Below are 23,326 nucleotides of genomic sequence, written 5' to 3'. Positions count from 1 at the left end.
TTCAACCTGACCCTATGGGGAGGGGTCTCAAGCCTTGGCCAACTCCGGCAAATCCCCGATCAACCCCAGCGCCTCGCGCACGAACAATGCCTTGGCCTCAGGCATCTGATCCACCAGTTTCAATCCGGTATTGCGCAACCAGCGCACCGGCAGCGGATCCGCCTGGAACAACCGCTCGAAGCCCTCCATCGCCGCCATCAGCGCCAGGTTGTGAGGCATGCGCCTGCGTTCGTAGCGGCTCAATACTTTCACGTCCGCCAACCGCTCACCGCGCCCCGCCGCCTGCAATAGCACTTCGGCCAGCATGGCGGCGTCAAGGAAGCCGAGGTTCACCCCCTGCCCGGCCAACGGATGGATCGTATGGGCCGCGTCGCCAATCAGTGCCAGCCCCTCGGCCACGTAGCGCTTGGCGTGGCGTTGGCGCAGCGGCACGCACAGGCGCGGGTCGGCATCGACTATCGTGCCGAGCTGACCTTCGAAGGCGCGCTCCAGTTCGTTGCGGAATCCAGCGTCATCGAGCGCCATCAAGCGCTGCGCCTCGCCGGGGGTCGTGGACCAGACGATCGAACACCAATCCTGCTGGCCGTCGCGCGCAAGCGGCAGGAAGGCCAGCGGGCCGTTGTCGGTAAAACGTTGCCAGGCCGTCAGTCGATGAGGCTTGGCGGTGCGCACGCTGGTCACGATGGCGTGGTGCAGATAATCCCATTCACGCGTGGCGACACCTGTCAGGCGACGCACGGCAGAATTCGCGCCGTCGGCAGCGATCACCAGCGGTGCCCGCAAGGTTCGGCCGTCAGCGAGAGTAAGCAGCCAGTCATCACCGGAGCGGCGCATCTGCTCCAGACGCGCATTGGCCAGCAAGCCCAGGTCGCAGTCGTGCAACCTGTCCAGCAAGGCATCCTGCACGACGCGGTTCTCGACGATATGCCCCAGCACTTCGGCATGCAGGCTGGCGGCAGAAAAATGAATCTGCCCGGTGCCGCTGCCATCCCAGACGTGCATGTCGGTGTACAGGCTGGCGCGCCGTCCGGTGATGCCGTCCCAGACGCCAAGGCGTTCGAGAATCCGCTGGCTGGCCGCCGACAAGGCGCTGACCCTCGGTTCGAAGCAAGCCTGTGGATCAAAGGGCTTGACGCTCATCGGGCTGCCGTCGAGCAACAGCACTTGCAGGCCACTGCCCTGCAACGCCAGCGCCAGGGCGCTGCCGACCATACCGGCGCCGACAATCAGCAGATCTGCACGCAATTCCATGCTTTAAGCCTGTGTAGCTGGCGACATGAGCCGCCCGTGAAAAAAATGCCCCGGCTCACGCATCGGGACGGGTTCCCAGGCCCATGGCCTGGCGAGCGAACCAGCGTTTGGCCGGCGGCAACAGATCAAGGCCCAACAGGCCCAGATTGCGACCCACGGACACCAACGGCAGATCGCTGGCGAACAAGCGCGTCACCTGGTCCGAGAATCCCACGGTCAGGGCCTGGTCCATCCGCTGGCGCTCACGATAGGCCTGCAGCACGGCGAAATCACCAGGCGTGCTGTCGCTTTCCAGCAACGCATCGGCCAGGGCTTGCGCATCGCGCAGGGACAGGTTGAACCCCTGCCCGGCGATCGGGTGCAGGCTATGGGCGGCATTGCCCAGGATCACCAGGTGCGGACGGACCTGTTCTTCAGCCTCCACCAGCGCCAACGGATAGAGGTGCCGCGCGCCGACCTGCTTGAGTGCGCCCAACCGATAGCCAAACACCTCCTGCAATTCACCGAGGAAGCTGCGCTCGTCCAATGCCGCCAGGCGTTGCGCATCCATCCCCTGCCGGGTCCAGACCAACGCACAGCGATTCTCCGGGAGCGGCAACAGGGCCATCGGACCGTCATCGGTAAACCGTTCGAACGCCATGCCGTTATGGGCTTCGCCCGGTGTGACATTGGCGATCAACGCGCTCTGGTCATAAGGTCGGTTGCGCACACCGACACCCAACTGCTCCCGCAGGCCGGAACGACCACCGTCGGCGAGCACCGCCAGGTCGCACTCGAGAACGGTTTCGTCGTCGAGGGTCAGGCGATAACCCTCGACTTGCGGCTCCATCCGAGTGACCTGCGCAGGGCACCGCCAGCTGACGACCTCCTTGTCCAGGCCTTGCCACAGGCACTGGCCGAGCCAGGCATTTTCCACGACGTAGCCGAGGGCCGGCACGCCCTCTTCCATCGCGGACAGCCGCGCCGTGGAAAACCGCCCGCGGTCGGACACGTGGATCTGCTTGATCGGCTCGGCGCGGCGGGAAATCTCCTGCCACAGGCCCAAGCGTTGATAGATCTGCCGGGCGCCGAATGACAGCGCCGAGGACCGCGCGTCATAGCTCGGCTGCCAGGTATCGCCTGGCGCAAAGGGCTCGATCAGCATGATCTTCCAGCCTCGCGCCTTTGCACCGGCCTGCAACGCGAGCGCAAGGCTCGCGCCGACCAGGCCGCCGCCGACGATTGCCACATTGACCCGGCTCATGCTGCCTGGGTCCGTGCAGCGGCCATCAGGGCCTCGATGTCTGCGACCGTTCTGGGCAAGCCACGGGTCAGGACTTCACAACCGGTCTTGGTCACTACCACGTCATCCTCGATGCGCACGCCAATGCCGCGCCATTTTTTCGCTACGCCGCGGTTGTCCGGCGAGATATAGATGCCCGGCTCCACCGTCAACGTCATGCCTGCTTCCAATACCCGCCATTCGCCACCGACGCGGTATTCGCCCACATCATGCACATCCATGCCCAGCCAATGGCCGGCGCGATGCATGTAGAACGCCCGATAGGCTTCGCTGGCAATCAACTCATCCACGTCGCCCTCAAGCAAGCCCAGGCGCACCAGCCCTTCGGTAATGACCCGGACCGTCGCTTCATGGGCCTGGTTCCAGTGCTTGTCCGGCGCGATTTCAGCGAACGCCGCTTCCTGGGCGGCCAGCACCACTTCGTAGATCGCCTTCTGCTCGGGCGAAAACTTGCCGCTCACCGGCCAGGTGCGGGTGATGTCGCTGGCGTAGCAATCGATCTCACAACCGGCATCGATCAACACCAGGTCGCCGTCCTTGAGCAGCGCGTCGTTCTGCTGGTAGTGCAGGATGCAGCTGTTGCGCCCCGCCGCGACGATGGAGCCGTAGGCCGGCATTTTTGCGCCGCCCTTGCGGAATTCGTAATCGAGCTCGGCTTCCAGGCTGAACTCATACAGCCCGGGCCGTGCCGCTTGCATCGCCCGTATATGCGCCTGGGTGGAAATCCGGGCCGCTTCGCGCATCACTTTCACTTCCGCCGCCGATTTATACAGGCGCATGTCGTGCAGCAGATGATCCAGGGCAACGAATTCGTTCGGCGGCTGGGCGCCGAGGTTGGCCTTGGAACGGATCACATTGATCCACTCCATCAGGTGCCGGTCGAATTCAGGGTTGCTGCCCATGGCCGAGTACACCCGGTCGCGGCCTTCGATCAGGCCCGGCAGGATGTCGTCGATGTCGGTGATAGGGAATGCGTCGTCGGCGCCGTAGTCGCGGATTGCGCCCTCCTGGCCGGCGCGCAGTCCATCCCAAAGCTCACGCTCGGCGTTGCGCTCGCGGCAGAAGAGGACGTACTCGCCATGGGCCCGGCCGGGCATCAGCACAATGACCGCCTGCGGCTCGGGAAAGCCGCTGAGGTATTGGAAATCGCTGTCCTGGCGATAGACATGCTCGACGTCGCGGTTGCGGATCGCAACGGCGGCGGCGGGCAGGATTGCGATGCTGTTGGGTTCCATCTGCGCCATCAAGGCCTTGCGGCGACGGCTGTATTCCGATTTCGGGATATGAATCATGGGCAGACGGTGTTCCCTTTCAAGCGATCAGTGCAAGGACGGCTTGGCAGCCGGCTCAGCGGTTTTCTTGGTCTCGGTAAACAGTAGCAGTGGCGCGACCCGCAGGTATTCCATCACTTCCATATAGTCGCTTTCGCCGTCGTCGGATTCCTCCAGGGCATCCTGGACCTGAGAGATGGCCGCCAGGTCTTGCAGGACTTCCTTGGCTTCGTCGCTCAGGGCGTATTCGCGGCGGGTCAGGCCGAAACCGGCGAGGAAGCCCTGGCACCACTGGCCCAGCGCGGCGGCGCGCTCGCTCAACGGCGCATCGTCGGTCGGCAGGAGCAGGACGACGGTCATGTCATCGCTGGTCAGCTCACCCTTGACCATTTCCTGCAGGCCGATGAGCGCGTTGCGCACGTTGTCGGCAGGCTCGCCTTCGAGCAACTCGGCGGCGTCGGCCAGCCAGCCATCGGCGTCGAAACCGGCGCCGGCACAGCTGCGACCGAGCAGCAAGCCATGCAGTTCGGCAGGCGAGACAGGATGACCGCTGGTGCTCAGCAGGGTGGCGAATGCTTGATACGGGGAATTCTGAATGGGCATGGGCAGCTAGGCGCCAGACGGCGCTATGTCTAGAATGGAGGCCTTGTATCCTACATCGACAGACTCGCCAAGACCATTAAAGGCTGTGCGACCCTTATTCCCCATCAGACACAATCCTCAGTGGACACAATGGAAGACACCGACCTGCAAGCGCTGATGGCCAGACTCGAACTGCTAATTGAACGGGTCGAGCAACTTAAGAGCCAAAACGGACTCTTATTAGCTCAGGAAAAAACCTGGCGCGAGGAACGCGCGCACCTCATTGAAAAAAACGAAATCGCCCGGCGTAAGGTCGAATCGATGATTTCGCGCCTCAAGGCCCTGGAGCAAGACTCATGAGTTCAAGCAATAGCGTCACCGTGCAGATCCTCGATAAAGAATATTCGATCATCTGCCCCCAGGAAGAGCGCAGCAACCTGGTGAGCGCCGCCCGTTACCTGGACGGCAAGATGCGCGAGATCCGCAGCAGCGGCAAAGTCATCGGCGCCGACCGCATCGCCGTGATGGCCGCCTTGAACATCACCCACGACCTGCTGCACCGCCAGGATACGCCCGACCTACAGGTCAGCGGCTCGACCCGTGAACAGGTGCGCGACCTGCTGGAACGGGTGGATTTGGTGCTGGCCACTGATCCGGACGTCAGCAAGGGCTGATTCGCGAGGCTGCCTGGGGTATACTTGCGACACTCCCTGGGGTGCTTGCCAGTTGGTGATGTCCCTGAGCCGATACGCACAACCACGGGGGTTGCACGTTGGGGCCGGTGTGCATGTCCGCTTGACGGAAAGCCTTAACGCCTCCTGCAACTTCCACCTTGAACTTTCGGGTTCAAGGGCTAAGCCGACAGCGGTTCATCCGGGGAGCCTGATTCTCGACACAATGCCAGTCATCATGACTGGCATTGTCGTTTCTGGCTTTCGCCATTTCTGGTCCGATCGTTTGCGGTTACGCTGTGGTGATGACACCGCCTCGTGAAGCCTCGATATGACAGAACCTGCGCTGCTGCCTCGCCCGCAACTCCGACGCCTGCTGCGCCAGGCCCGTCGTGCCCTGACGCCGGCCCAGCAGCGGGAAGCCGCCCGCGGGCTCTACAGACAACTGGCCCAGCATCCACTGTTTCGCCGTGCGAAGCACATTGCGCTATATCTGCCCAACGACGGCGAGATCGACCCGCGCCTGTTGCTGCGCGCCGCCCAGCGTCGGGGCAAGGCGACGTACCTGCCGGTACTGAGCCCCTGGCCGCAAACCAAGATGGTGTTCCAGCGCATTCACGCCGGCGAAAAGATGCAGCCCAACCGCTTTCGTATCCCGGAACCGCGCAAGAACATCGCCCGGCAGCGCAAGGTCTGGACGCTGGACCTGGTGTTGTTGCCGTTGGTGGGATTCGATGACGCCGGAGGCCGGCTGGGCATGGGCGGCGGCTTTTATGACCGCAGCCTGGCGTACCTGGCACGACGTAGACAGTGGCGCAAGCCGACGCTGTTGGGGCTGGCCCATGAATGCCAGAAGGTCGAACGATTGGCGCAGGCAAGCTGGGACGTGCCGCTGCAAGGAACGGTCAGCGACAGGCGATGGTATATCGCGGGATAGACGCCGCGGACAGCGGCGCCTGGAAAGCGGGCTCAGCGCTTGAGCGATGGCGCGGGCTGGGTGATTTCCACCGGCGCATCGGTCTTGTTGGCCCACAGGCTTTGGGCGTAACCCGTGGTCACGACACCCAGGCCGAACAGAATGACCAGTATCCACAACAAATCCGGTTTGCGTTTCATCGATTGCCCCCCTCAAGGCATATCACACACGATGACAGCAGCGGTTTTCTTATTGGCCGTGCAGCAGCGTCAAGCTTGGAAGGCCGGCATTTTGCGGCAACCCGGACCCACACGCAAACTCTGGCGTCAACCGACTGTCGGTTTGTCATAAAATCGCTGAACTATTTTTATCCACATCGCCCAGGAGTAGAAACCATGGCCCATTGGCTGATGAAATCCGAGCCCGACGAATTGTCCATCCAGGGCTTGGAAAAGCTCGGCCAAGCGCGCTGGGACGGCGTTCGCAACTACCAGGCGCGCAATTTCCTGCGGGCCATGGCGGTGGGCGATACGTTCTTTTTCTACCATTCCAGTTGCCCGGAGCCAGGCATCGCCGGGATTGGCAAAATCATCAAGGCTGCCTATCCCGATCCCACGGCCCTAGAGCCTGACAGTCATTACTTCGACGCCAAGGCCAGCCCGGAAAAAAATCCCTGGACCGCCATCGACGTAGCCCATGTCGAGACATTCCAGCGCGTACTCAAGCTCGACTACCTCAAGCAACAGACGGCCCTGGCTGAAATGCCGCTGGTGCAAAAAGGCTCGCGACTTTCGGTGATGCCAGTAACGGCGGAGCAATGGGCGGCGGTGGTTGCGCTGAAGCCCTGAGAAATAGGGCGGCTGGTCAACCGCCTTCGCGAGCAAGCTCGTTCCCACAGTGGATTTCGCCGATCACACAATGCCTGGGGGTGCGAGCCTGCTCGCGAAAGGGCCCGCCTAGTCGCCGCAATACTTATTGAATGATCAGGTTGTTGAACAACAGATCCTCAACCATCGGCTTGCCGGTCTCGTCATTCATCACCTGCTGGGTTTGCTTCAACGCTTCCTGACGCAGCTTCTCCTTGGCTTCAAGGTTGTTCATGGTCTCGGTCGTCTGCTGGGCGAACAGCGCCACCAACTGGTTGCGAATCAACGGCTCGTTAGCCTTCACCGCTGCAGCGGCGGCGTCACCGGTTACGCGCAGGGCGACGTCGGCCTTGTAGACCTTCAGCTTGGCTGTACCGTCCAGCCCATAATTCCCCACGAAGGGAGGGCTCAGGGTGATGTAACTGACTTTCGGCGCCTCGCCTTCCTTGGCTTCCTTGCCCTCTTCGGCCATCACTGCCGCTGGCAGCGACAGGGCCAGCATCAACATGATCCACGCTTTCACAATCGACTCCTCATCCGGTTTGCGGCCCAGCATACCGACCCGCCGTCCAAGCACAAGCTTATGGCCGGCTATCAGGGCGGGACATGCTCGTTGACCCATTGACTCCCACACCTACACTTATCGGCCATCACTCCCAAAGGAATAGCCCTGATGAAAGCCGTGCTGTGCAAAGAATTCGGTCCCGCCGAATCGCTGGTGCTGGAAGACGTCGCCAGCCCCGTCGTGAAAAAGAACGAAGTGCTGCTGGATGTGCACGCCGCCGGGGTGAATTTTCCTGACACGCTGATCATCGAAGGCAAATATCAGTTCAAGCCGCCCTTCCCGTTTTCTCCCGGCGGCGAAGCGGCAGGCATCATCAGCGAGGTGGGCGAGAAAGTCAGTCACTTGAAAGTCGGTGACCGGGTCATGGCACTGACCGGCTGGGGCAGCTTCGCCGAACAGGTGGCGGTTGCGGGCTACAACGTATTGCCGATTCCTTTGTCCATGGATTTCAACACGGCTGCCGCGTTCAGCATGACTTATGGCACGTCGATGCACGCCCTCAAGCAGCGGGCCAACCTCCAGCCCGGTGAGACCTTGCTGGTGCTCGGCGCTTCCGGCGGCGTCGGTCTGGCGGCGGTGGAAATCGGCAAGGCCATGGGGGCTCGCGTGATCGCCGCCGCCAGCAGCGCGGAAAAACTTGCCGTGGCCAAGGCCGCCGGCGCCGACGAGCTGATCAACTACACCGAAACCAGCCTCAAGGACGAAATCAAGCGCCTCACCGACGGCCAGGGCGCCGACGTGATCTACGACCCGGTGGGCGGCGACCTGTTCGACCTGGCCGTGCGCGCTATCGCCTGGAATGGCCGGCTGCTGGTGGTCGGCTTCGCCAGCGGACGCATCCCCGAGCTACCGGTAAACCTGGCCTTGCTCAAGGGTGCCTCGGTGGTCGGCGTGTTCTGGGGCTCCTTTGCCCAACGCCAGCCCCAGGATAACGCGGCCAACTTCCAGCAACTGTTCGGCTGGTTCGCCGAAGGCAAGCTCAAGCCGCTGGTGTCGCAGGTTTACCCCTTGAGCAACGCCGCCCAGGCGATCAATGATCTGGGGCAGCGCAAGGCAGTCGGGAAAGTGGTGGTCCAGGTTCGCTGATCCATTACCTGGGCGGTTTATCCTTACCGGGTCGAAACCCTGCGACCCGCTTGCGCCATCCCCATACCGTCGCCCATTTATATCTGGGCGACATGTTCATAAAAGAACATGCAATCTCCAACATTTCGGCTGTTTTGCGGATGCGAACCGATGCTATTTTCGGTAACGAAACTGTAACATTCGCATCCGCAGTCAAAACAAGAAATCTGGAGCTCTTGAATGTTTGCTTTCTTTCGACCCGCTGCACACCAGGCAGTCCTGCCTGAAGAAAAAATAGACAGCACCTACCGACGCCTGCGCTGGCAGATCTTCGCCGGGATTTTCATCGGCTATGCCGGTTATTACCTGCTGCGCAAGAATTTCTCCCTGGCGATGCCGTATCTCATCGACGAGGGTTACACCCGCGGCCAGCTTGGCTTGGCCATGTCGGCCATTGCCATTGCCTATGGCTTGTCGAAGTTCTTGATGGGCCTGGTGTCCGACCGCTCCAACCCGCGCTACTTCCTACCGTTCGGCTTGCTGGTATCAGCCGGGGTGATGTTCATTTTCGGTTTCGCGCCCTGGGCAACCTCCAGCGTGACGATCATGTTCATCCTGCTGTTCATCAACGGCTGGGCCCAAGGCATGGGTTGGCCGCCGAGCGGACGGACCATGGTGCACTGGTGGTCGCAGAAGGAACGCGGCGGCGTGGTATCGGTGTGGAACGTCGCGCACAACGTGGGCGGCGGCCTGATCGGCCCGCTGTTCCTGCTGGGCATGGCCTGGTTCAACGACTGGCACGCGGCATTCTATGTACCCGCTACCGTAGCGCTCGCCGTTGCGGTGTTTGCCTTCGCAACCATGCGCGACACCCCGCAATCGGTGGGCCTGCCACCAATCGAGAAATACAAGAACGACTACCCGGAAGGCTACGACGCCAGCCACGAGAACGAATTCAGCGCCAAGGAAATCTTCGTCAAGTACGTGCTGCGCAACAAGATGCTCTGGTACATCGCCATGGCCAACGTCTTCGTCTACCTGCTGCGCTACGGCGTGCTGGACTGGGCGCCGACCTACCTCAAGGAAGCCAAGGGCTTCACCGTGGACAAGAGCTCCTGGGCCTATTTCTTCTACGAGTGGGCCGGTATTCCGGGCACGCTGTTGTGCGGCTGGATGTCCGACAAGATCTTCCGTGGCAACCGTGGCCTGACCGGCATGGTGTTCATGGCCCTGGTGACCGTGGCGACGCTGGTTTACTGGCTGAACCCGGCCGGCAACCCGACCGTAGATATGATTGCCCTGGTTTCCATCGGCTTCCTGATCTATGGCCCGGTGATGCTGATCGGTTTGCAGGCATTGGAACTGGCACCGAAGAAAGCCGCCGGTACCGCTGCGGGCTTCACCGGTCTGTTCGGGTATCTGGGTGGTTCGGTCGCGGCCAGTGCCGCCATGGGCTACACCGTGGACCACTTTGGCTGGAACGGCGGCTTCGTGCTGCTGATCGGCGCCTGCCTGCTGGCGATGGCGTTCCTCGCGCCAACCCTGTGGCACAAGCAGATCGCCAGTCAGAGCCGCGAAGCAGTCGCCTGATCCAGAGCTGATTGGCAGCGCTTGAGCCGCGCCTCCAGGTTCCGATCTGGCATGGCGTGGCTGCGCAGGGCGTTAATGGTCTGCTCGACATAATCGCGAGTCGTGCCATAACGCCCGCAAGCGCTTTCGAACACTTGGCTCAGCACATGGTCCGGCAGGTTGCCGGCATAGCTGGGCAGGTGTCGCTCCAACACGAAGCCCAAGGCTTGTACCCGATTGCCATCCTCGAGACGGCACGTCAGCCAGTGCGGACGATAAGAAGGGACTGGCATCTCGCGCTGCCACAGGGCGAATAGCGAATCCTCGAGGTTCTCCTCCGGCAACCGGTAGGCGAATCCGCTGCAGGACCCGCCGCGATCCAACCCAAACACCAAACCTGGCAATTCCGGGGTGCCCCGGTGTTCGTGGGACCATAGATACAAGCCGCGATGATAACCATGGACCCGGCCACGCATCCGCTCCACCGCCGTGCACTCCGGACGCCAGATCAACGAACCGTAGGCGAACAGCCAGACCGGGCCGCCCTGGTGAAGGCTCATGGTCGATCGCATCGAGGCGAGCAATTGTTCACGGGTCAGTTGGGCACCCAGCTCGAGCCGGGGCGGGTACAGGGCGCAGCTTATGGCGGATTCGATAGCGGTCATGGCCGTTAGCGGTTGGCTCCTCGCGGGACAAAAGAGCGTCATTGCGTTGACGTTTGTGGGGATCAAGGCAAGTTAAATGCCATTGCGTCTGTATATACGTTATCGGTATCTGGCCCGCCAGCTAAATACCGAAACGCAATATAGGAAGTTATATCGGCTGGATATGGGCTTTTGTGGCGAGGGAGCTTGCTCCCGCTGGGTCTGTAGGAGCTGTGTAGGAGCTGTGTAGGAGCTGCCGAGCGAAGCGAGGCTGCGATCTTTTCACGGCCAATTGAGTCTTAAGCGAAAGATCAAAAGATCAAAAGATCAAAAGATCAAAAGATCGCAGCCTTCGGCAGCTCCTACAAGGCGCAACCGAGCGGGAGCAAGCTCCCTCGGCACAACGGCACAGCTCAAGGCTAGGTGGGTTCAAGCCCGCGGCGCATACGCGAACACATCGGCGCGCATCTGATGGGCGTCCATGCCGGCTTCCACCAGCGCATCGAGCGTGGCGTAGATCATGGCCGGCGAGCCGCTGGCGTAGACGTAGACGCCGGAGAGATCGCTGATGTCCTCGCACACCGCCTCGTGGAGCATGCCGCAGCGCCCCTCCCAACCACAAAGATCGCTGACGACTTTGTGCAGATACAGGTTTGGCAGCTTCTTCCACTCATCCCAGTGTTCGATTTCATAGAAATCTTCCGGCCGCCGCACGCCCCAGTACAGATGCACCGGGTGCTTGAAGCCCTGGGCGCGGCAGTGCTCGATCAGACTGTGCATCTGCGCCATTCCGGTGCCGGCGGCAATCAACACCAGCGGGCCATCCGGGAGTTCGGACAAATGGGTATCGCCGAATGGCATCTCGATGCGCACATTGGGGTTGCGCTGCAGTTGTTCCAAAAGCGTTTGCGCACTGTTTTCGCGCACCAGCACATGCAATTGCAGGTCGCGCCCCGAGTGCGGCGCCGAGGCCAGGGAGAACGCCGACTTCTCACCGTTCTCCCGCTCGATCATCAGGTATTGCCCGGCGTGATAGCGCGGAGGTTTACCCGCCGGCGCTCGCAAGCGCACCCGCCAGACATCGCCACCCACCTCGGCGCACTCGATCACCTGGCATGCGAGCGTGCGCACCGGCAGCTCACCCGGCGACAACACGCCATCCCACAGCAGCACGCAGTCCTCCAGAGGTTCGGCGATGCAGGTAAAGACCTCACCGTGGTCACGCACTTCACCGGCCTGCTCCACGCGACCTTCCACCAACAACGCGCCACAAACGTGGCAGTTGCCGTTGCGGCAGCTCTGTGGGCATTCGTAACCCAGGCGCCGCGCGCCATCGAGTATCCGCTCGGCCGGCTCTATCTCCAGCACCGCACCGGAAGGCTGCAAGGTTACACGCATCAATCTATTCCTAACTGATTCCAGATGGCATCGATCCGTTGGGTAACGGCTTCATCCTTGACGATAACCCGGCCCCACTCACGGGTGGTCTCACCGGGCCATTTATGCGTGGCATCGAGCCCCATCTTCGACCCCAGGCCAGACACCGGCGAGGCGAAGTCGAGGTAGTCGATCGGCGTGTTCTCGATCATCACCGTGTCGCGCTTGGGGTCCATGCGCGTGGTGATGGCCCAGATCACGTCGTTCCAGTCCCGTGCGTTGATGTCGTCGTCAGTGACAATAACGAACTTGGTGTACATGAACTGTCGTAAAAACGACCAGACGCCCAACATGACTCGCTTGGCATGCCCCGGATACGACTTCTTCATGGTCACCACGGCCATGCGGTACGAGCAACCTTCGGGTGGAAGATAGAAATCGGTGATTTCCGGAAACTGCTTTTGCAGGATCGGCACGAACACTTCGTTCAGCGCCACGCCAAGAATGGCCGGCTCATCAGGTGGACGACCGGTGTAGGTGCTGTGGTAGATCGGCTTGATGCGATGGGTGATGCGCTCGACGGTGAACACCGGGAAGCTGTCCACCTCGTTGTAGTAACCGGTGTGGTCGCCGTAGGGACCTTCATCGGCCATTTCGCCGGGATGGATCACACCTTCAAGAATGATCTCGGCGGTGGCCGGCACTTGCAGGTCATTGCCACGGCACTTCACCAGCTCGGTACGGTTGCCGCGCAACAGGCCGGCAAATGCATATTCGGAAAGACTATCGGGCACCGGCGTGACCGCGCCGAGGATCGTGGCGGGGTCCGCGCCGAGGGCCACGGACACCGGGAACGGCTGGCCAGGGTGTTTTTCACACCACTCACGGTAATCCAGCGCGCCGCCCCGATGGCTCAGCCAGCGCATGATGACCTTGTTACGGCCGATCACCTGCTGACGGTATATACCCAGGTTCTGGCGGTCCTTGTTCGGGCCCTTGGTGACGGTCAGGCCCCAGGTGATCAGCGGCCCGACATCGCCCGGCCAGCAGGTCTGCACCGGGAGCATGGCCAGGTCGACATCGTCGCCCTCGATCACCACTTCCTGGCAGATCGCGTCCTTGACGACTTTCGGCGCCATGGAAATGATCTTGCGGAAAATCGGCAGCTTGGACCAGGCGTCCTTCAGGCCCTTCGGCGGCTCGGGTTCCTTGAGGAACGCCAGCAGCTTGCCGATTTCGCGCAGCTCGCTGACGGCGTCCGCGCCCATGCCCAAGGCTACCCGCTCCGGTGTGCCGAACAGGTTGCCCAGTACCGGAATGTCATAACCCGTCGGGTTTTCGAACAGCAGCGCCGGGCCTTTGGCCCGAAGCGTGCGGTCACAGATTTCCGTCATCTCCAGCACTGGAGAGACAGGAACCTGAATGCGTTTCAACTCGCCGCGCTGTTCAAGCTGCTGCACGAAATCCCGAAGATCCTTGAATTTCATTGAGATGCCACCCCGAAAATAGGCGTACATCCTACCTGCTCTAACGCCCAAACAGCAGCCCGTGCGTGCGCAGCAGTGATCAATTGCCGGTTGCTCCCAACAACACCGGGGCAAACAGGGGGCTCAGCCGGGCACTACCGAGATCAGACAGATGGTCCTCGTCCTTGTACTGCGAGTAACCGTTGACCTCAATGCTGCAGACCTGTCCCGCACACATCAACGGGGTCGGGTCAATGACATGCACACCGGGATCGGCGCTACTCATCGAGTCAAACAAGGCACTGAGGAAATGTTGACGGGCCAAGTGCTCCTCAAGTGGGCGACCCAACCCTTCAGCTGAACGCCCAGCCCGGGCCAGGCTCGTCAATCTGCTGATAGCGCCCTTGCGCTGCAGGGGCACTTCCTTGAACAACCACACCCGTACGCCCGCCGCCCTCAACATCGCCACCCGAGCCTTGAGCGCCGCAGCCATACGCGCCTCGGCTTCGGCCGTGTTGTCGGAGGCGTTGAGCAATACCTTCTTGTCGCCGTCCTCACGACCGTAGACGTACAGACTCCAATTGGAAGCCAGCACCACATCCTTGATCTGCAGGTGACGAACCTGTTCCATGGTCTTTTCGTTGAAGTCCCTGCAGCGCTGGCGCAAGTCATCGCTGACGATTGGCGGGCAAGCGCTCATGCTGTAAAGCCAAACCGGGCGCCCTTCACGCGTGGCATTGCCTTCAATCGCCGGCAACAACGCAGCGGCGTGGCTATCGCCCCAAAACAGTTGGGTTGCCGGCACCTCTTTGCTCTCGCCAACCAGGCAGGCCTTGTCCAGGTTCTTGTCAGAAGTCACGAGCATGCATTCCATCTGCCCAGCCTTCCAATCCCGTGCTTGCGCATACTCCAATGCCTTGCCGGTAAGGCGCTGGGGAAAGCCATCCGCCGAGCGCACCACCGAACCTGTCACCGCCAGGGCGACCATGGCCAACAAACCGCCCACCAACACCGGCTTGCGCCCAGGCAACACGCGCTTCTCACGAAACGGAAGCTCTACGAAACGCCAGCTCAGCCAGGCAAGACCCAACGCCAGCAGGATCCAGCCCACAGCTTCCAAATGCCCGATACCGTCGATGGAAACGGCATTGGCGTAGACGTAGACCGGCCAATGCCACAAGTAAAGGGAATAGGAAATCAAGCCAATCCAGACGAGCACCCTGGTACCGAGCAGTCGGGCGACCCAGCTCGAACCCTGCCCCCCGGACCATATCAGCGCAGTGGCGCCGAGGACCGGCAGTAAAGCAGCCCAACCTGGAAACGTCGTGGCCCTGTCAAAAGTGAACACCGCCGCCAGCACCGCTGCCAACCCGGCCACGCCCGCCAAGTGACAGACCCACGGCTTCGCGATGTGTCTCGGCTTTGGCAATACCGCAAGCATCGCACCGCACAACAGCTCCCAAGCGCGTGTCGGCAACGAAAAAAAAGCCACGTCAGGTTTGCGGTCGATATAAGCGACGTTCAGCCCGAAGGAAATCAGCAATACGGCAAACAGCATCCAGCGCCAATGACGAACATGGCGCATCAACAACACCATCAGCAACGGGAAGAAAATGTAGTACTGCTCTTCGACGGCCAAGGACCAGGTATGAAGCAGCGGTTTCAGATCCGACGCTGGCTCGAAGTAACCGTCCTCACGCATGAACAAGATGTTCGAAATGAACAGCGACTGGTAACGAACCGTTCGGCCAAGCTCCGAAAAATCCTTGGCGGTCAGCAACAACCAGCCCAAGGCTAACGTCACCAACAGCACCAGGCTCAAGGCTGGGAGGATGCGGCGCGCACGTCGGGCCCAGAAATCGACGAAGCTGAAGCGCTGCGCACTGATCTCGCGAAACAGGATGCCGGTTATCAAGAATCCGGAGATGACGAAGAAGACATCGACCCCGACAAAGCCGCCACTGAACGTGCTGAAGCCGAAGTGAAACAGTACCACCGGGATAACGGCCAGGGCCCTCAAGCCATCGATGTCACGGCGATTGCCAAACGTGTGCATAACGCTCCTTGTCGTTTGAAGTACAGACGTCAACAGCAAGGACACTGCTGGTCTTGGAAAGTTGTCCATTTTGATACATTCAGCCGAAAAAAAGGGCGCCCTGTGCGGGGCGCCCTTTTTATGCGTAGCTTCGTGTTACTTGCGCTTCATCGACAGGAAGAACTCGTCGTTGGTCTTGGTCGTTTTCAGCTTGTCGACCAGGAACTCGATGGCAGCGACTTCATCCATTGGATGCAGCAGCTTGCGCAGGATCCACATGCGCTGCAGCTCGTCGTCGGCGGTCAGCAACTCTTCGCGACGGGTGCCGGAACGGTTGATGTTGATGGCCGGGAATACGCGCTTCTCGGCAATGCGACGGTCCAGGGGCAGTTCCATGTTGCCAGTACCCTTGAACTCTTCGTAGATCACTTCGTCCATCTTCGAACCGGTTTCAACCAGCGCGGTAGCAATGATGGTCAGCGAACCGCCTTCCTCGATGTTCCGTGCAGCGCCGAAGAAACGCTTCGGCTTCTCCAGGGCATGGGCATCGACACCACCGGTCAGCACCTTGCCGGAGCTCGGGATCACGGTGTTGTAGGCACGGGCCAGACGGGTGATGGAGTCGAGCAGGATCACCACGTCCTTCTTGTGCTCGACCAGGCGCTTGGCCTTCTCGATCACCATTTCGGCAACCTGCACGTGGCGGGTTGGCGGTTCGTCGAAGGTCGAGGCGACTACTTCGCCGCGCACGGTGCGCTGCATCTCGGTCACTTCTTCCGGGCGTTCGTCGATCAACAGCACGATCAGGTGAACTTCAGGGTTGTTACGGGCGATGTTGGCCGCGATGTTCTGCAGCATGATCGTCTTGCCCGCTTTCGGCGGTGCCACGATCAAGCCACGCTGGCCTTTGCCGATGGGTGCGCACAGGTCGATGACACGACCGGTGAGGTCTTCGGTGGAACCGTTGCCGGCTTCCATCTTCATGCGCACGGTCGGGAACAGCGGGGTCAGGTTCTCGAAGAGAATCTTGTTCTTCGCGTTTTCCGGACGATCGAAGTTGATCGTGTCGACCTTGAGCAGCGCGAAGTAACGCTCGCCTTCCTTCGGAGGGCGGATCTTGCCAACGATGGTGTCACCGGTGCGCAAGTTGAAGCGACGGATCTGGCTCGGCGAGACGTAGATATCGTCTGGGCCGGCGAGATAGGAAGCGTCTGCGGAGCGAAGGAAGCCGAAGCCGTCCTGGAGAATCTCCAGCACGCCATCACCGGAGATTTCCTCGCCGCTTTTCGCGTGCTTCTTGAGCAGGGAGAAAATCACGTCCTGCTTGCGCGAACGGGCCATATTTTCTATGCCCATCTGTTCGGCCAATTCGAGCAGTTCGGTAATCGGCTTTTGCTTGAGTTCAGTCAGATTCATATAGGAATGACGTAATCATTTATGGAGGGGGGAAATTAAGCTTTTGGCTTAATGAGGCCGCGCCGCGGAGAAGGCGACAGGATCGCGTACTTGTTCGAAAGGAGAGCGTCGGCGACGGCTTGCAGGGGGCAATGGAGAAACCATTGCGGGGCCGAATGTAACACCTCGATTTACGAGCGTCTAGCCCCGAATAACGAAAAAGCCCCGCAATTTGCGGGGCTTTTGGCAGGACATTCGACGCTTAGATGTTGGCGTCGAGGAATGCCGCCAGTTGCGACTTCGACAGCGCGCCGACCTTGGTGGCCTCGACATTGCCGTTCTTGAACAACATCAGGGTCGGGATACCGCGCACGCCGTGCTTGGCCGGGGTTTCCTGGTTTTCGTCGATGTTCAGCTTGGCAACGGTCAGCTTGCCCTTGTAGGTCTCGGCAATCTCGTCCAGGACCGGAGCGATCATTTTGCAAGGACCGCACCACTCAGCCCAATAGTCGACCAGCACTGCGCCTTCGGCCTTGAGTACGTCAGCTTCGAAGCTAGCGTCGCTAACGTGTTTGATCAGATCGCTGCTCATGGAAATCTCCGGGGTAATCAGCAAAAAAACGTGGCCCATCATAGCTGCCCTTCCCAGGTTCAGGAAGCCGCAGTTGATTGAGTCTCGCTATGACGGTCGATGGCTTTGGGTATCGCCGGCGTCATGGGCCAGCAGGCGCGACAAAGCAAATGCCGGTACGCAGCGCAGCGTTACGTACATGTTCCTGCATGGCTTTTTGTGCGGGGGCCGAGGCTCGGCGGGCCAACGCGCGAAGGATCTTGCGGTGTTCCTGCCAAGTCTCCATCGCCCGCTCCGCCCTGATGAACGGTAGCTTCTGGCTCTCCAGGAAGATGTCGGCGCTGGCGGTGAGAATGCTCAGCATGGCCTGGTTGCCGCTGGCCAGCAGGATGCGTCGATGAAATTCGAAATCCAGCTGGGCCGCCGCGTCGAAGTCTCCGGCCTTCAGTTCACGGCGCATGGCCTCGACGTTGTCGTCCAATGCATCGAGTTCATCGGTGCTCAACGTCACGGCCGCCAAACCCGCCGCGAAACCCTCGAGGGCGTAGCGTAATTGAAAGATATCCACAGGCGAGGCCTGGGCGGCGAAGGGCCAACCCGGTGTCGAGTCGCTGCGCGGTTCTTGCGCGGCCGATTGCACGAATACCCCCCGGCCCGGCTGCACACTGATCATCCCCAGGGCGCTCAGCGATGACAGCGCCTCACGCAGGGACGCCCGGCTTACGCCCAGTTGCACCGCCAGATCGCGCTGCGAGGGCAGCGCATCCCCCGGGCCGAAGCCCTCGTCGGCGATCAGTTTACGGATGGCTTGCAATGCCACTTCAGGAACGGCACGAGCAATGGAATTCATGATTTTTCAGACAAACCGGGCCAGTGAGCGGCTAGTTGTAATGCTATTCGCCGTGCCCGGCAAGTCGTGCCCCAGCAGGGTTCGGCGGCAAATGCCGACGCCCGATAAAGGTGCGAAACGCGGCCCAACTGTTCAGACCAGTAAGACCGCGCCCCACCAGCAAACCCGTGGCTTCCGGAGGACAAACGGCTGCTTGGCATGGCCTGTGCTCTGTCCGAACGCAGAAATCACATCACCGATTGCGGAGATTCGCCATGATCCAGCGTTGCAGCGTTCTGCTCACTGCTCTGTTTGCCAGCCTGATGCTCACCCAGCTGCCTGCCCACGCCGATGGCCTGGAGGATGTGGTCAAGCGCGGCACGCTCAAGGTCGCGGTGCCCCAGGACTTCCCGCCATTCGGTTCCGTAGGGCCGGACATGAAGCCCCGCGGCCTGGACATCGACACCGCGAAACTGCTGGCCGACCAGCTCAAGGTCAAGCTTGAACTGACGCCGGTCAACAGCACCAACCGCATCCCTTTCCTGACCACCGGCAAGGTCGACCTGGTGATTTCCAGCCTGGGCAAGAACCCGGAGCGCGAAAAGGTCATCGACTTTTCCAGCGCCTACGCGCCGTTCTACCTGGCCGTGTTCGGCCCGCCCGACGCCGCCATCAACGGCCTGGACGACCTCAAGGGCAAGACCATCAGCGTCACCCGTGGCGCCATCGAAGACATCGAGCTGACCAAGGTCGCCCCCGAAGGCGTCACCATCAAGCGTTTCGAAGACAACAATTCGACAATTGCCGCTTACCTGGCCGGCCAGGTGGACCTGATCGCCAGCGGCAACGTGGTGATGGTCGCCATCAGCGAACGCAACCCCAAGCGCGTCCCCGCGTTGAAAGTGAAACTCAAGGATTCGCCGGTGTACGTGGGCGTGAACAAGAACGAGCCGGCGTTGCTGGACAAGGTCAACCAGATCCTCGCCACCGCCAAGACCGATGGCAGCCTGGAGAAAAATTCCCAGGCCTGGCTCAAGCAGCCGCTGCCGGCCGACCTTTGATCGTCGCTTGAGAGGCTGAGCATGGCTTATCAGTTCGATTTCCTGCCGGTGGTGCAAAACACCGAGCTGCTGTTGCGCGGTGCGCTGTTCACCCTCGAGCTGACGGCCATTGGCGCGCTGCTCGGGGTCGGCGTTGGCATCGTCGGGGCGGTGGTCCGGGCCTGGAATATCCGTCCGTTCGCGCCGATTTTTGGCGTGTACGTGGAGTTGATCCGCAACACGCCGTTCCTGGTGCAGTTGTTTTTCATCTTCTTCGGCCTGCCGTCCCTGGGTTTGCAGATTTCCGAGTGGCAGGCGGCGGTGCTGGCGATGGTGATCAACCTGGGCGCGTATTCCACCGAGATCATCCGCGCCGGCATCCAGGCAATCCCGCGGGGCCAACTGGAAGCGGCCGCGGCGTTGGCGATGAGTCGCTTCGAGGCGTTCCGCCACGTGGTGCTGCTGCCGGCGCTGGGCAAGGTCTGGCCGGCCTTGAGCAGCCAGATCATCATTGTGATGCTCGGCTCGGCGGTCTGTTCGCAGATTGCCACCGAAGAGCTGAGTTTCGCCGCCAACTTCATTCAATCGCGCAACTTCCGCGCCTTTGAAACCTACGCACTGACGACGCTGATCTATCTGTGCATGGCGCTGTTGATCCGCCAGTTCCTGAATTGGATCGGGCGTCGCTACATCGCCAGGAGCAGCCAATGAGCGATTTCACCTTCTGGGACGTGGTGCGCAACCTGCTCACCGGCCTGCAATGGACCCTGGCGCTGTCGCTGGTGGCGTTTATCGGCGGCGGTGTGATCGGCATGTTGGTGATGGTGCTGCGCATATCCAAACGCGCCCTGCCCCGCAACATCGCCCGCACGTATATCGAGCTGTTCCAAGGCACGCCACTGTTGATGCAGCTGTTCCTGGTGTTCTTCGGCGTGGCGCTGGCCGGGGTGGAGATTTCTCCCTGGATGGCCGCGGCGATTGCCCTGACGCTGTTTACCAGCGCCTACCTGGCGGAGATCTGGCGCGGCTGCGTCGACTCGATTTCCAACGGCCAGTGGGAAGCCTCGGCGAGCCTGGCCCTCAACCCGCTGGAACAGTTGCGCTACGTGATCCTGCCCCAGGCCCTGCGCATTGCCGTGGCGCCGACGGTGGGGTTTTCCGTGCAAGTGGTCAAGGGCACGGCCGTCACCTCGATCATCGGCTTTACCGAACTGACCAAGACCGGCGGCATGCTCGCCAACGCCACGTTCGAGCCGTTCATGGTGTATGGCCTGGTCGCCCTCGGCTACTTCCTGCTCTGCTACCCCTTGTCCCTCAGTGCGCGCTACCTGGAAAGGAGACTGCATGCCTCTGCTTAGAATTACCGCCCTGCATAAATACTACGGTGATCATCACGTGCTCAAAGGCATCGACCTGAGCGTCGAGGAAGGCCAGGTGGTGGCGATCATCGGCCGCAGCGGCTCGGGCAAATCCACCCTGCTGCGCACCCTCAACGGCCTGGAATCGATCAATGATGGCGTGATCGAAGTCGACGGCGAATACCTCGATGCCGCCCGCGCCGACCTGCGCAGCCTGCGACAGAAAGTCGGGATGGTGTTCCAGCAGTTCAACCTGTTCCCGCACCTGACGGTCGGCGAGAACGTGATGCTGGCGCCGCAGGTTGTGCAAAAAGTGCCCAAGGCCAAGGCGGCCGAACTGGCGCGGCAGATGCTGGAACGGGTCGGGCTTGGCGAAAAATTCGATGCCTTCCCTGACCGTTTGTCCGGCGGCCAGCAGCAACGGGTAGCAATCGCCCGCGCCCTGGCGATGTCGCCCAAAGTGTTGCTGTGCGATGAAATCACCTCGGCGCTGGACCCGGAGCTGGTCAACGAAGTGCTCAGCGTGGTGCGTCAACTGGCCAAGGAAGGCATGACGCTGATCATGGTCACCCATGAAATGCGCTTCGCCCGGGAGGTGGGCGACAAGCTGGTGTTCATGCACCAGGGCAAGGTGCACGAGGTGGGCGATCCCAAGGTGTTGTTCGCTGATCCGCAGACAGCGGAACTGGCGAACTTCATCGGGACGGTCGAGCCGGCCTGACGGTCGATGAACGCTCTTGTGGCGAGGGCGCTTGCTCCCGCTGTAGCTGTGTAGGAGCTGACGAGTGCAACGAGGCTGCGATCTTTCCACTGCCAATCGAGTCTGGAGCGAAAGATCAAAAGATCGTCCGAACGCGGCCCGAGCCTTCGCCAGCTCCTACAGAATCGAGCGGGAGCAAGCTTCCTCGCCACAAGGGCACCCCGCAGCCTGCTCTGGCTCAAGGGTTTGGTTCAGGTGCGTTGGCGTAAGCGGTCGATCGTGGCAGGATGGCAAGGTTATCGACCGAGACTTTTTGACCATGCCGCCATCCCAAGCCAAGAATCTGTCCCTGATCGCTGCCATTGACCTGGGCTCCAACAGCTTCCACATGGTCGTCGCCAAGGCCCAGAACGGGGAAATCCGCATTCTTGAGCGGCTCGGCGAGAAGGTCCAACTGGCCGCCGGCATCGACGAAGAGCGCAAGCTCAGCGAAGAATCGATGCAACGCGGGCTCGATTGCCTGAAGCGCTTTGCCCAACTGATCAACGGCATGCCCCTGGGGGCGGTGCGGATCGTCGGCACCAACGCCCTGCGCGAGGCGCGCAACCGCGGCGAGTTCATTCACCGCGCCGAAGAGATCCTCGGCCATCCGGTGGAAGTCATCTCCGGCCGCGAAGAAGCGCGCCTGATCTACCTCGGCGTTTCCCACACCCTGGCCGACACCCCCGGCAAACGCCTGGTGGCGGACATCGGAGGCGGCAGTACCGAGTTCATCATCGGCCAGCGCTTCGAACCGCTGCTGCGCGAAAGCCTGCAAATGGGCTGCGTCAGCTACACCCAACGTTATTTCCGCGACGGCAAGATCACCCCGGCCCGCTATGCCCAGGCGTACACGGCGGCGCGCCTGGAAATCATGAGCATCGAACACGCCCTGCATCGCCTGACCTGGGATGAGGCCATCGGCTCCTCGGGGACCATTCGTGCCATTGGCCTGGCCCTCAAGGCTGGCGGCCATGGCACCGGTGAAGTCAACGCCGAGGGCCTGGCCTGGCTCAAGCGCAAGGTGTTCAAGCTCGGCGAATCGGACAAGATCGATTTCGACGGCATCAAGCCTGATCGCCGGGCGATTTTCCCGGCGGGCCTGGCGATCCTCGAGGCGATTTTCGACGCACTCGAACTGCAACGCATGGATCACTGCGAAGGCGCCCTGCGCGAAGGCGTGCTGTATGACCTGCTGGGTCGTCATCATCACGAAGACGTGCGCGAGCGCACCCTGGGCTCGCTCATGGAGCGTTATCACGTCGACCAGGAACAAGCCGTACGGGTCGAGCGCAAGGCGCTGCATGCCTTCGACCAGGTGGCCGACGATTGGGACCTGAACGACGGCGTCTGGCGTGAACTGCTGGGCTGGGCGGCCAAGGTGCATGAGGTGGGCCTGGACATCGCCCACTATCACTATCACAAGCACGGCGCCTACCTGATCGAGCACTCGGACCTGGCGGGCTTTTCCCGCGAAGACCAGCAAATGCTCGCGCTACTGGTACGCGGCCATCGACGCAATATTCCGAAGGATAAATTCGCCGAATTCGGCGACGACGGCATCAAGCTGATTCGCCTGTGCGTGCTGCTGCGCTTTGCGATCCTGTTCCACCACATCCGTGGCACCCAGGAAATGCCCCAGGTGGCCCTGCGTGCCGACGGCGACCAGTTGGATGTGATGTTCCCTGACGGTTGGTTGGAAGAGAACCAACTGACCCAGGCCGACTTCGCCCAGGAAGCGGAATGGCTGACCCGGGTGGGAATCGTGCTGAACATTCGCTGATTGCTTGCCGGTGGCTCTGCAATCCCGCTTGCTTGCGCTGGACCTGTAGGA

24 protein-coding genes and 1 other RNA gene are annotated in these 23,326 nt (G+C 61.2%); 12 read left to right on the top strand and 13 right to left on the bottom strand.

Going from position 1 to position 23,326, the window contains the following annotated elements; translation table 11 throughout:
* Positions 1-27: 27 nt before the first annotated feature.
* The 4 genes from M8Q45_RS26200 to M8Q45_RS26185 form a co-directional block, all read right to left on the bottom strand.
* On the bottom strand, positions 28-1,245 hold the full coding sequence (locus M8Q45_RS26200; protein WP_249877396.1) for a 2-octaprenyl-3-methyl-6-methoxy-1,4-benzoquinol hydroxylase: 1,218 nt from the start codon (positions 1,243-1,245) through the stop codon (positions 28-30).
* A gap of 61 nt (positions 1,246-1,306) precedes the next feature.
* Positions 1,307-2,494, bottom strand: a complete 1,188-nt coding sequence (gene ubiH, locus M8Q45_RS26195) for a 2-octaprenyl-6-methoxyphenyl hydroxylase (RefSeq protein WP_249876969.1) — start codon at positions 2,492-2,494, stop codon at positions 1,307-1,309.
* Positions 2,491-3,825: a Xaa-Pro aminopeptidase gene (gene pepP / locus M8Q45_RS26190; RefSeq protein WP_249876968.1), complete on the bottom strand. Its 1,335-nt coding sequence runs from the start codon at positions 3,823-3,825 to the stop codon at positions 2,491-2,493. Before pepP ends, ubiH begins: the two co-directional genes overlap by 4 nt.
* Positions 3,826-3,852: 27 nt before the next feature.
* The gene (locus M8Q45_RS26185; protein ID WP_249876967.1) at positions 3,853-4,407 is read right to left on the bottom strand and encodes a YecA/YgfB family protein; all 555 of its coding nucleotides are present in this window, start codon (positions 4,405-4,407) and stop codon (positions 3,853-3,855) included.
* Between the two features lie 129 nt (positions 4,408-4,536).
* On the opposite strand from M8Q45_RS26185, the gene M8Q45_RS26180 reads away from it, so the two are divergent.
* The 4 genes from M8Q45_RS26180 (at position 4,537) to M8Q45_RS26165 (ending at position 5,994) form a co-directional block, all read left to right on the top strand.
* Positions 4,537-4,746: a TIGR02449 family protein gene (locus M8Q45_RS26180; RefSeq protein WP_030138125.1), complete on the top strand. Its 210-nt coding sequence runs from the start codon at positions 4,537-4,539 to the stop codon at positions 4,744-4,746.
* The gene (locus tag M8Q45_RS26175; RefSeq protein WP_030138126.1) at positions 4,743-5,060 is read left to right on the top strand and encodes a cell division protein ZapA; all 318 of its coding nucleotides are present in this window, start codon (positions 4,743-4,745) and stop codon (positions 5,058-5,060) included. The genes M8Q45_RS26180 and M8Q45_RS26175 overlap by 4 nt, the downstream gene beginning before the upstream one ends.
* A 30-nt stretch (positions 5,061-5,090) precedes the next feature.
* Positions 5,091-5,270: non-coding RNA, 6S RNA (gene ssrS, locus M8Q45_RS26170), on the top strand.
* A 118-nt stretch (positions 5,271-5,388) separates the two neighbouring features.
* Entirely contained in the window at positions 5,389-5,994 is a 606-nt protein-coding gene (locus M8Q45_RS26165; protein WP_249876966.1) for a 5-formyltetrahydrofolate cyclo-ligase, read from the top strand.
* 32 nt (positions 5,995-6,026) lie between these two features.
* Here the strand turns inward: M8Q45_RS26165 and M8Q45_RS26160 are convergent, their stop codons facing one another.
* Positions 6,027-6,173: a hypothetical protein gene (locus M8Q45_RS26160; protein WP_230147726.1), complete on the bottom strand. Its 147-nt coding sequence runs from the start codon at positions 6,171-6,173 to the stop codon at positions 6,027-6,029.
* A gap of 195 nt (positions 6,174-6,368) precedes the next feature.
* On the opposite strand from M8Q45_RS26160, the gene M8Q45_RS26155 reads away from it, so the two are divergent.
* Positions 6,369-6,821, top strand: coding sequence for an EVE domain-containing protein (locus M8Q45_RS26155; RefSeq protein ID WP_249876965.1), 453 nt, complete (start codon positions 6,369-6,371; stop codon positions 6,819-6,821).
* Between the two features lie 124 nt (positions 6,822-6,945).
* Here M8Q45_RS26155 and M8Q45_RS26150 read toward each other — a convergent pair whose 3' ends face one another.
* Entirely contained in the window at positions 6,946-7,362 is a 417-nt protein-coding gene (locus M8Q45_RS26150; RefSeq protein ID WP_030138132.1) for a flagellar basal body-associated protein FliL, read from the bottom strand.
* A 150-nt stretch (positions 7,363-7,512) separates the two neighbouring features.
* On the opposite strand from M8Q45_RS26150, the gene M8Q45_RS26145 reads away from it, so the two are divergent.
* Together M8Q45_RS26145 and glpT are read left to right on the top strand one after the other, a co-directional pair.
* On the top strand, positions 7,513-8,490 hold the full coding sequence (locus tag M8Q45_RS26145) for an NADPH:quinone oxidoreductase family protein (RefSeq protein ID WP_249876964.1): 978 nt from the start codon (positions 7,513-7,515) through the stop codon (positions 8,488-8,490).
* A 219-nt stretch (positions 8,491-8,709) separates the two neighbouring features.
* Entirely contained in the window at positions 8,710-10,059 is a 1,350-nt protein-coding gene (gene glpT, locus M8Q45_RS26140; RefSeq protein WP_249876963.1) for a glycerol-3-phosphate transporter, read from the top strand.
* On the opposite strand, the gene M8Q45_RS26135 is transcribed toward glpT, so the two are convergent.
* From M8Q45_RS26135 to M8Q45_RS26105, 7 genes are all read right to left on the bottom strand, one after another.
* A complete protein-coding gene (locus M8Q45_RS26135; protein WP_249876962.1) occupies positions 10,035-10,703 on the bottom strand; it encodes a gamma-glutamylcyclotransferase in 669 nt (222 codons plus the stop codon). The genes glpT and M8Q45_RS26135 overlap by 25 nt on opposite strands.
* Before the next feature lie 408 nt (positions 10,704-11,111).
* Positions 11,112-12,080 carry a CDP-6-deoxy-delta-3,4-glucoseen reductase gene (locus tag M8Q45_RS26130; RefSeq protein ID WP_249876961.1) on the bottom strand — a complete coding sequence of 323 codons (969 nt, stop codon included), beginning with the start codon at positions 12,078-12,080 and terminating at the stop codon, positions 11,112-11,114.
* Entirely contained in the window at positions 12,080-13,546 is a 1,467-nt protein-coding gene (gene ubiD, locus M8Q45_RS26125) for a 4-hydroxy-3-polyprenylbenzoate decarboxylase (RefSeq protein ID WP_249876960.1), read from the bottom strand. Before ubiD ends, M8Q45_RS26130 begins: the two co-directional genes overlap by 1 nt.
* A 79-nt stretch (positions 13,547-13,625) precedes the next feature.
* Positions 13,626-15,581, bottom strand: a complete 1,956-nt coding sequence (locus M8Q45_RS26120; protein ID WP_249876959.1) for an acyltransferase family protein — start codon at positions 15,579-15,581, stop codon at positions 13,626-13,628.
* A gap of 135 nt (positions 15,582-15,716) precedes the next feature.
* On the bottom strand, positions 15,717-16,976 hold the full coding sequence (gene rho / locus M8Q45_RS26115) for a transcription termination factor Rho (RefSeq protein WP_003206716.1): 1,260 nt from the start codon (positions 16,974-16,976) through the stop codon (positions 15,717-15,719).
* 241 nt (positions 16,977-17,217) lie between these two features.
* Positions 17,218-17,547 carry a thioredoxin TrxA gene (gene trxA, locus M8Q45_RS26110; protein WP_003206727.1) on the bottom strand — a complete coding sequence of 110 codons (330 nt, stop codon included), beginning with the start codon at positions 17,545-17,547 and terminating at the stop codon, positions 17,218-17,220.
* Positions 17,548-17,668: 121 nt separating this feature from the next.
* A complete protein-coding gene (locus M8Q45_RS26105) occupies positions 17,669-18,376 on the bottom strand; it encodes a FadR/GntR family transcriptional regulator (protein ID WP_249876958.1) in 708 nt (235 codons plus the stop codon).
* A gap of 254 nt (positions 18,377-18,630) precedes the next feature.
* On the opposite strand from M8Q45_RS26105, the gene M8Q45_RS26100 reads away from it, so the two are divergent.
* The 5 genes from M8Q45_RS26100 to ppx all read left to right on the top strand — a co-directional run bounded on the left by M8Q45_RS26100 (position 18,631) and on the right by ppx (position 23,275).
* Positions 18,631-19,416: a transporter substrate-binding domain-containing protein gene (locus M8Q45_RS26100; protein WP_249876957.1), complete on the top strand. Its 786-nt coding sequence runs from the start codon at positions 18,631-18,633 to the stop codon at positions 19,414-19,416.
* Between the two features lie 21 nt (positions 19,417-19,437).
* Positions 19,438-20,106: an amino acid ABC transporter permease gene (locus tag M8Q45_RS26095; RefSeq protein ID WP_249876956.1), complete on the top strand. Its 669-nt coding sequence runs from the start codon at positions 19,438-19,440 to the stop codon at positions 20,104-20,106.
* Entirely contained in the window at positions 20,103-20,753 is a 651-nt protein-coding gene (locus M8Q45_RS26090; protein ID WP_249876955.1) for an amino acid ABC transporter permease, read from the top strand. Before M8Q45_RS26095 ends, M8Q45_RS26090 begins: the two co-directional genes overlap by 4 nt.
* Positions 20,740-21,474 (top strand): amino acid ABC transporter ATP-binding protein, encoded by a 735-nt coding sequence (locus tag M8Q45_RS26085; RefSeq protein ID WP_030138144.1) that lies wholly within the window; start codon positions 20,740-20,742, stop codon positions 21,472-21,474. Before M8Q45_RS26090 ends, M8Q45_RS26085 begins: the two co-directional genes overlap by 14 nt.
* A gap of 298 nt (positions 21,475-21,772) precedes the next feature.
* Entirely contained in the window at positions 21,773-23,275 is a 1,503-nt protein-coding gene (ppx, locus tag M8Q45_RS26080; protein WP_249876954.1) for an exopolyphosphatase, read from the top strand.
* Positions 23,276-23,326 lie beyond the last annotated feature (51 nt).

Source organism: Pseudomonas sp. T1.Ur, assembly GCF_023516725.1.
GTDB classification, from domain to species: domain Bacteria; phylum Pseudomonadota; class Gammaproteobacteria; order Pseudomonadales; family Pseudomonadaceae; genus Aquipseudomonas; species Aquipseudomonas alvandae.
The sequence above is the reverse complement of the archived record's forward strand: the minus strand, read 5'-3'. Positions and strand labels throughout refer to the sequence as shown.

Coding starts and splice junctions, on each gene's coding strand:
- M8Q45_RS26165 (WP_249876966.1), top strand. CDS start 5,389: ATGACAGAACCTGCGCTGCTGCCTCGCCCGCAACTCCGACGCCTGCTG.
- rho (WP_003206716.1), bottom strand. CDS start 16,976: ATGAATCTGACTGAACTCAAGCAAAAGCCGATTACCGAACTGCTCGAA.
- M8Q45_RS26180 (WP_030138125.1), top strand. CDS start 4,537: ATGGAAGACACCGACCTGCAAGCGCTGATGGCCAGACTCGAACTGCTA.
- glpT (WP_249876963.1), top strand. CDS start 8,710: ATGTTTGCTTTCTTTCGACCCGCTGCACACCAGGCAGTCCTGCCTGAA.
- M8Q45_RS26185 (WP_249876967.1), bottom strand. CDS start 4,407: ATGCCCATTCAGAATTCCCCGTATCAAGCATTCGCCACCCTGCTGAGC.
- M8Q45_RS26175 (WP_030138126.1), top strand. CDS start 4,743: ATGAGTTCAAGCAATAGCGTCACCGTGCAGATCCTCGATAAAGAATAT.
- M8Q45_RS26085 (WP_030138144.1), top strand. CDS start 20,740: ATGCCTCTGCTTAGAATTACCGCCCTGCATAAATACTACGGTGATCAT.
- ubiD (WP_249876960.1), bottom strand. CDS start 13,546: ATGAAATTCAAGGATCTTCGGGATTTCGTGCAGCAGCTTGAACAGCGC.
- trxA (WP_003206727.1), bottom strand. CDS start 17,547: ATGAGCAGCGATCTGATCAAACACGTTAGCGACGCTAGCTTCGAAGCT.
- ubiH (WP_249876969.1), bottom strand. CDS start 2,494: ATGAGCCGGGTCAATGTGGCAATCGTCGGCGGCGGCCTGGTCGGCGCG.
- M8Q45_RS26120 (WP_249876959.1), bottom strand. CDS start 15,581: ATGCACACGTTTGGCAATCGCCGTGACATCGATGGCTTGAGGGCCCTG.
- M8Q45_RS26160 (WP_230147726.1), bottom strand. CDS start 6,173: ATGAAACGCAAACCGGATTTGTTGTGGATACTGGTCATTCTGTTCGGC.
- M8Q45_RS26135 (WP_249876962.1), bottom strand. CDS start 10,703: ATGACCGCTATCGAATCCGCCATAAGCTGCGCCCTGTACCCGCCCCGG.
- M8Q45_RS26095 (WP_249876956.1), top strand. CDS start 19,438: ATGGCTTATCAGTTCGATTTCCTGCCGGTGGTGCAAAACACCGAGCTG.
- M8Q45_RS26105 (WP_249876958.1), bottom strand. CDS start 18,376: ATGAATTCCATTGCTCGTGCCGTTCCTGAAGTGGCATTGCAAGCCATC.
- M8Q45_RS26155 (WP_249876965.1), top strand. CDS start 6,369: ATGGCCCATTGGCTGATGAAATCCGAGCCCGACGAATTGTCCATCCAG.
- M8Q45_RS26090 (WP_249876955.1), top strand. CDS start 20,103: ATGAGCGATTTCACCTTCTGGGACGTGGTGCGCAACCTGCTCACCGGC.
- ppx (WP_249876954.1), top strand. CDS start 21,773: ATGCCGCCATCCCAAGCCAAGAATCTGTCCCTGATCGCTGCCATTGAC.
- M8Q45_RS26145 (WP_249876964.1), top strand. CDS start 7,513: ATGAAAGCCGTGCTGTGCAAAGAATTCGGTCCCGCCGAATCGCTGGTG.
- M8Q45_RS26100 (WP_249876957.1), top strand. CDS start 18,631: ATGATCCAGCGTTGCAGCGTTCTGCTCACTGCTCTGTTTGCCAGCCTG.
- M8Q45_RS26130 (WP_249876961.1), bottom strand. CDS start 12,080: ATGCGTGTAACCTTGCAGCCTTCCGGTGCGGTGCTGGAGATAGAGCCG.
- pepP (WP_249876968.1), bottom strand. CDS start 3,825: ATGATTCATATCCCGAAATCGGAATACAGCCGTCGCCGCAAGGCCTTG.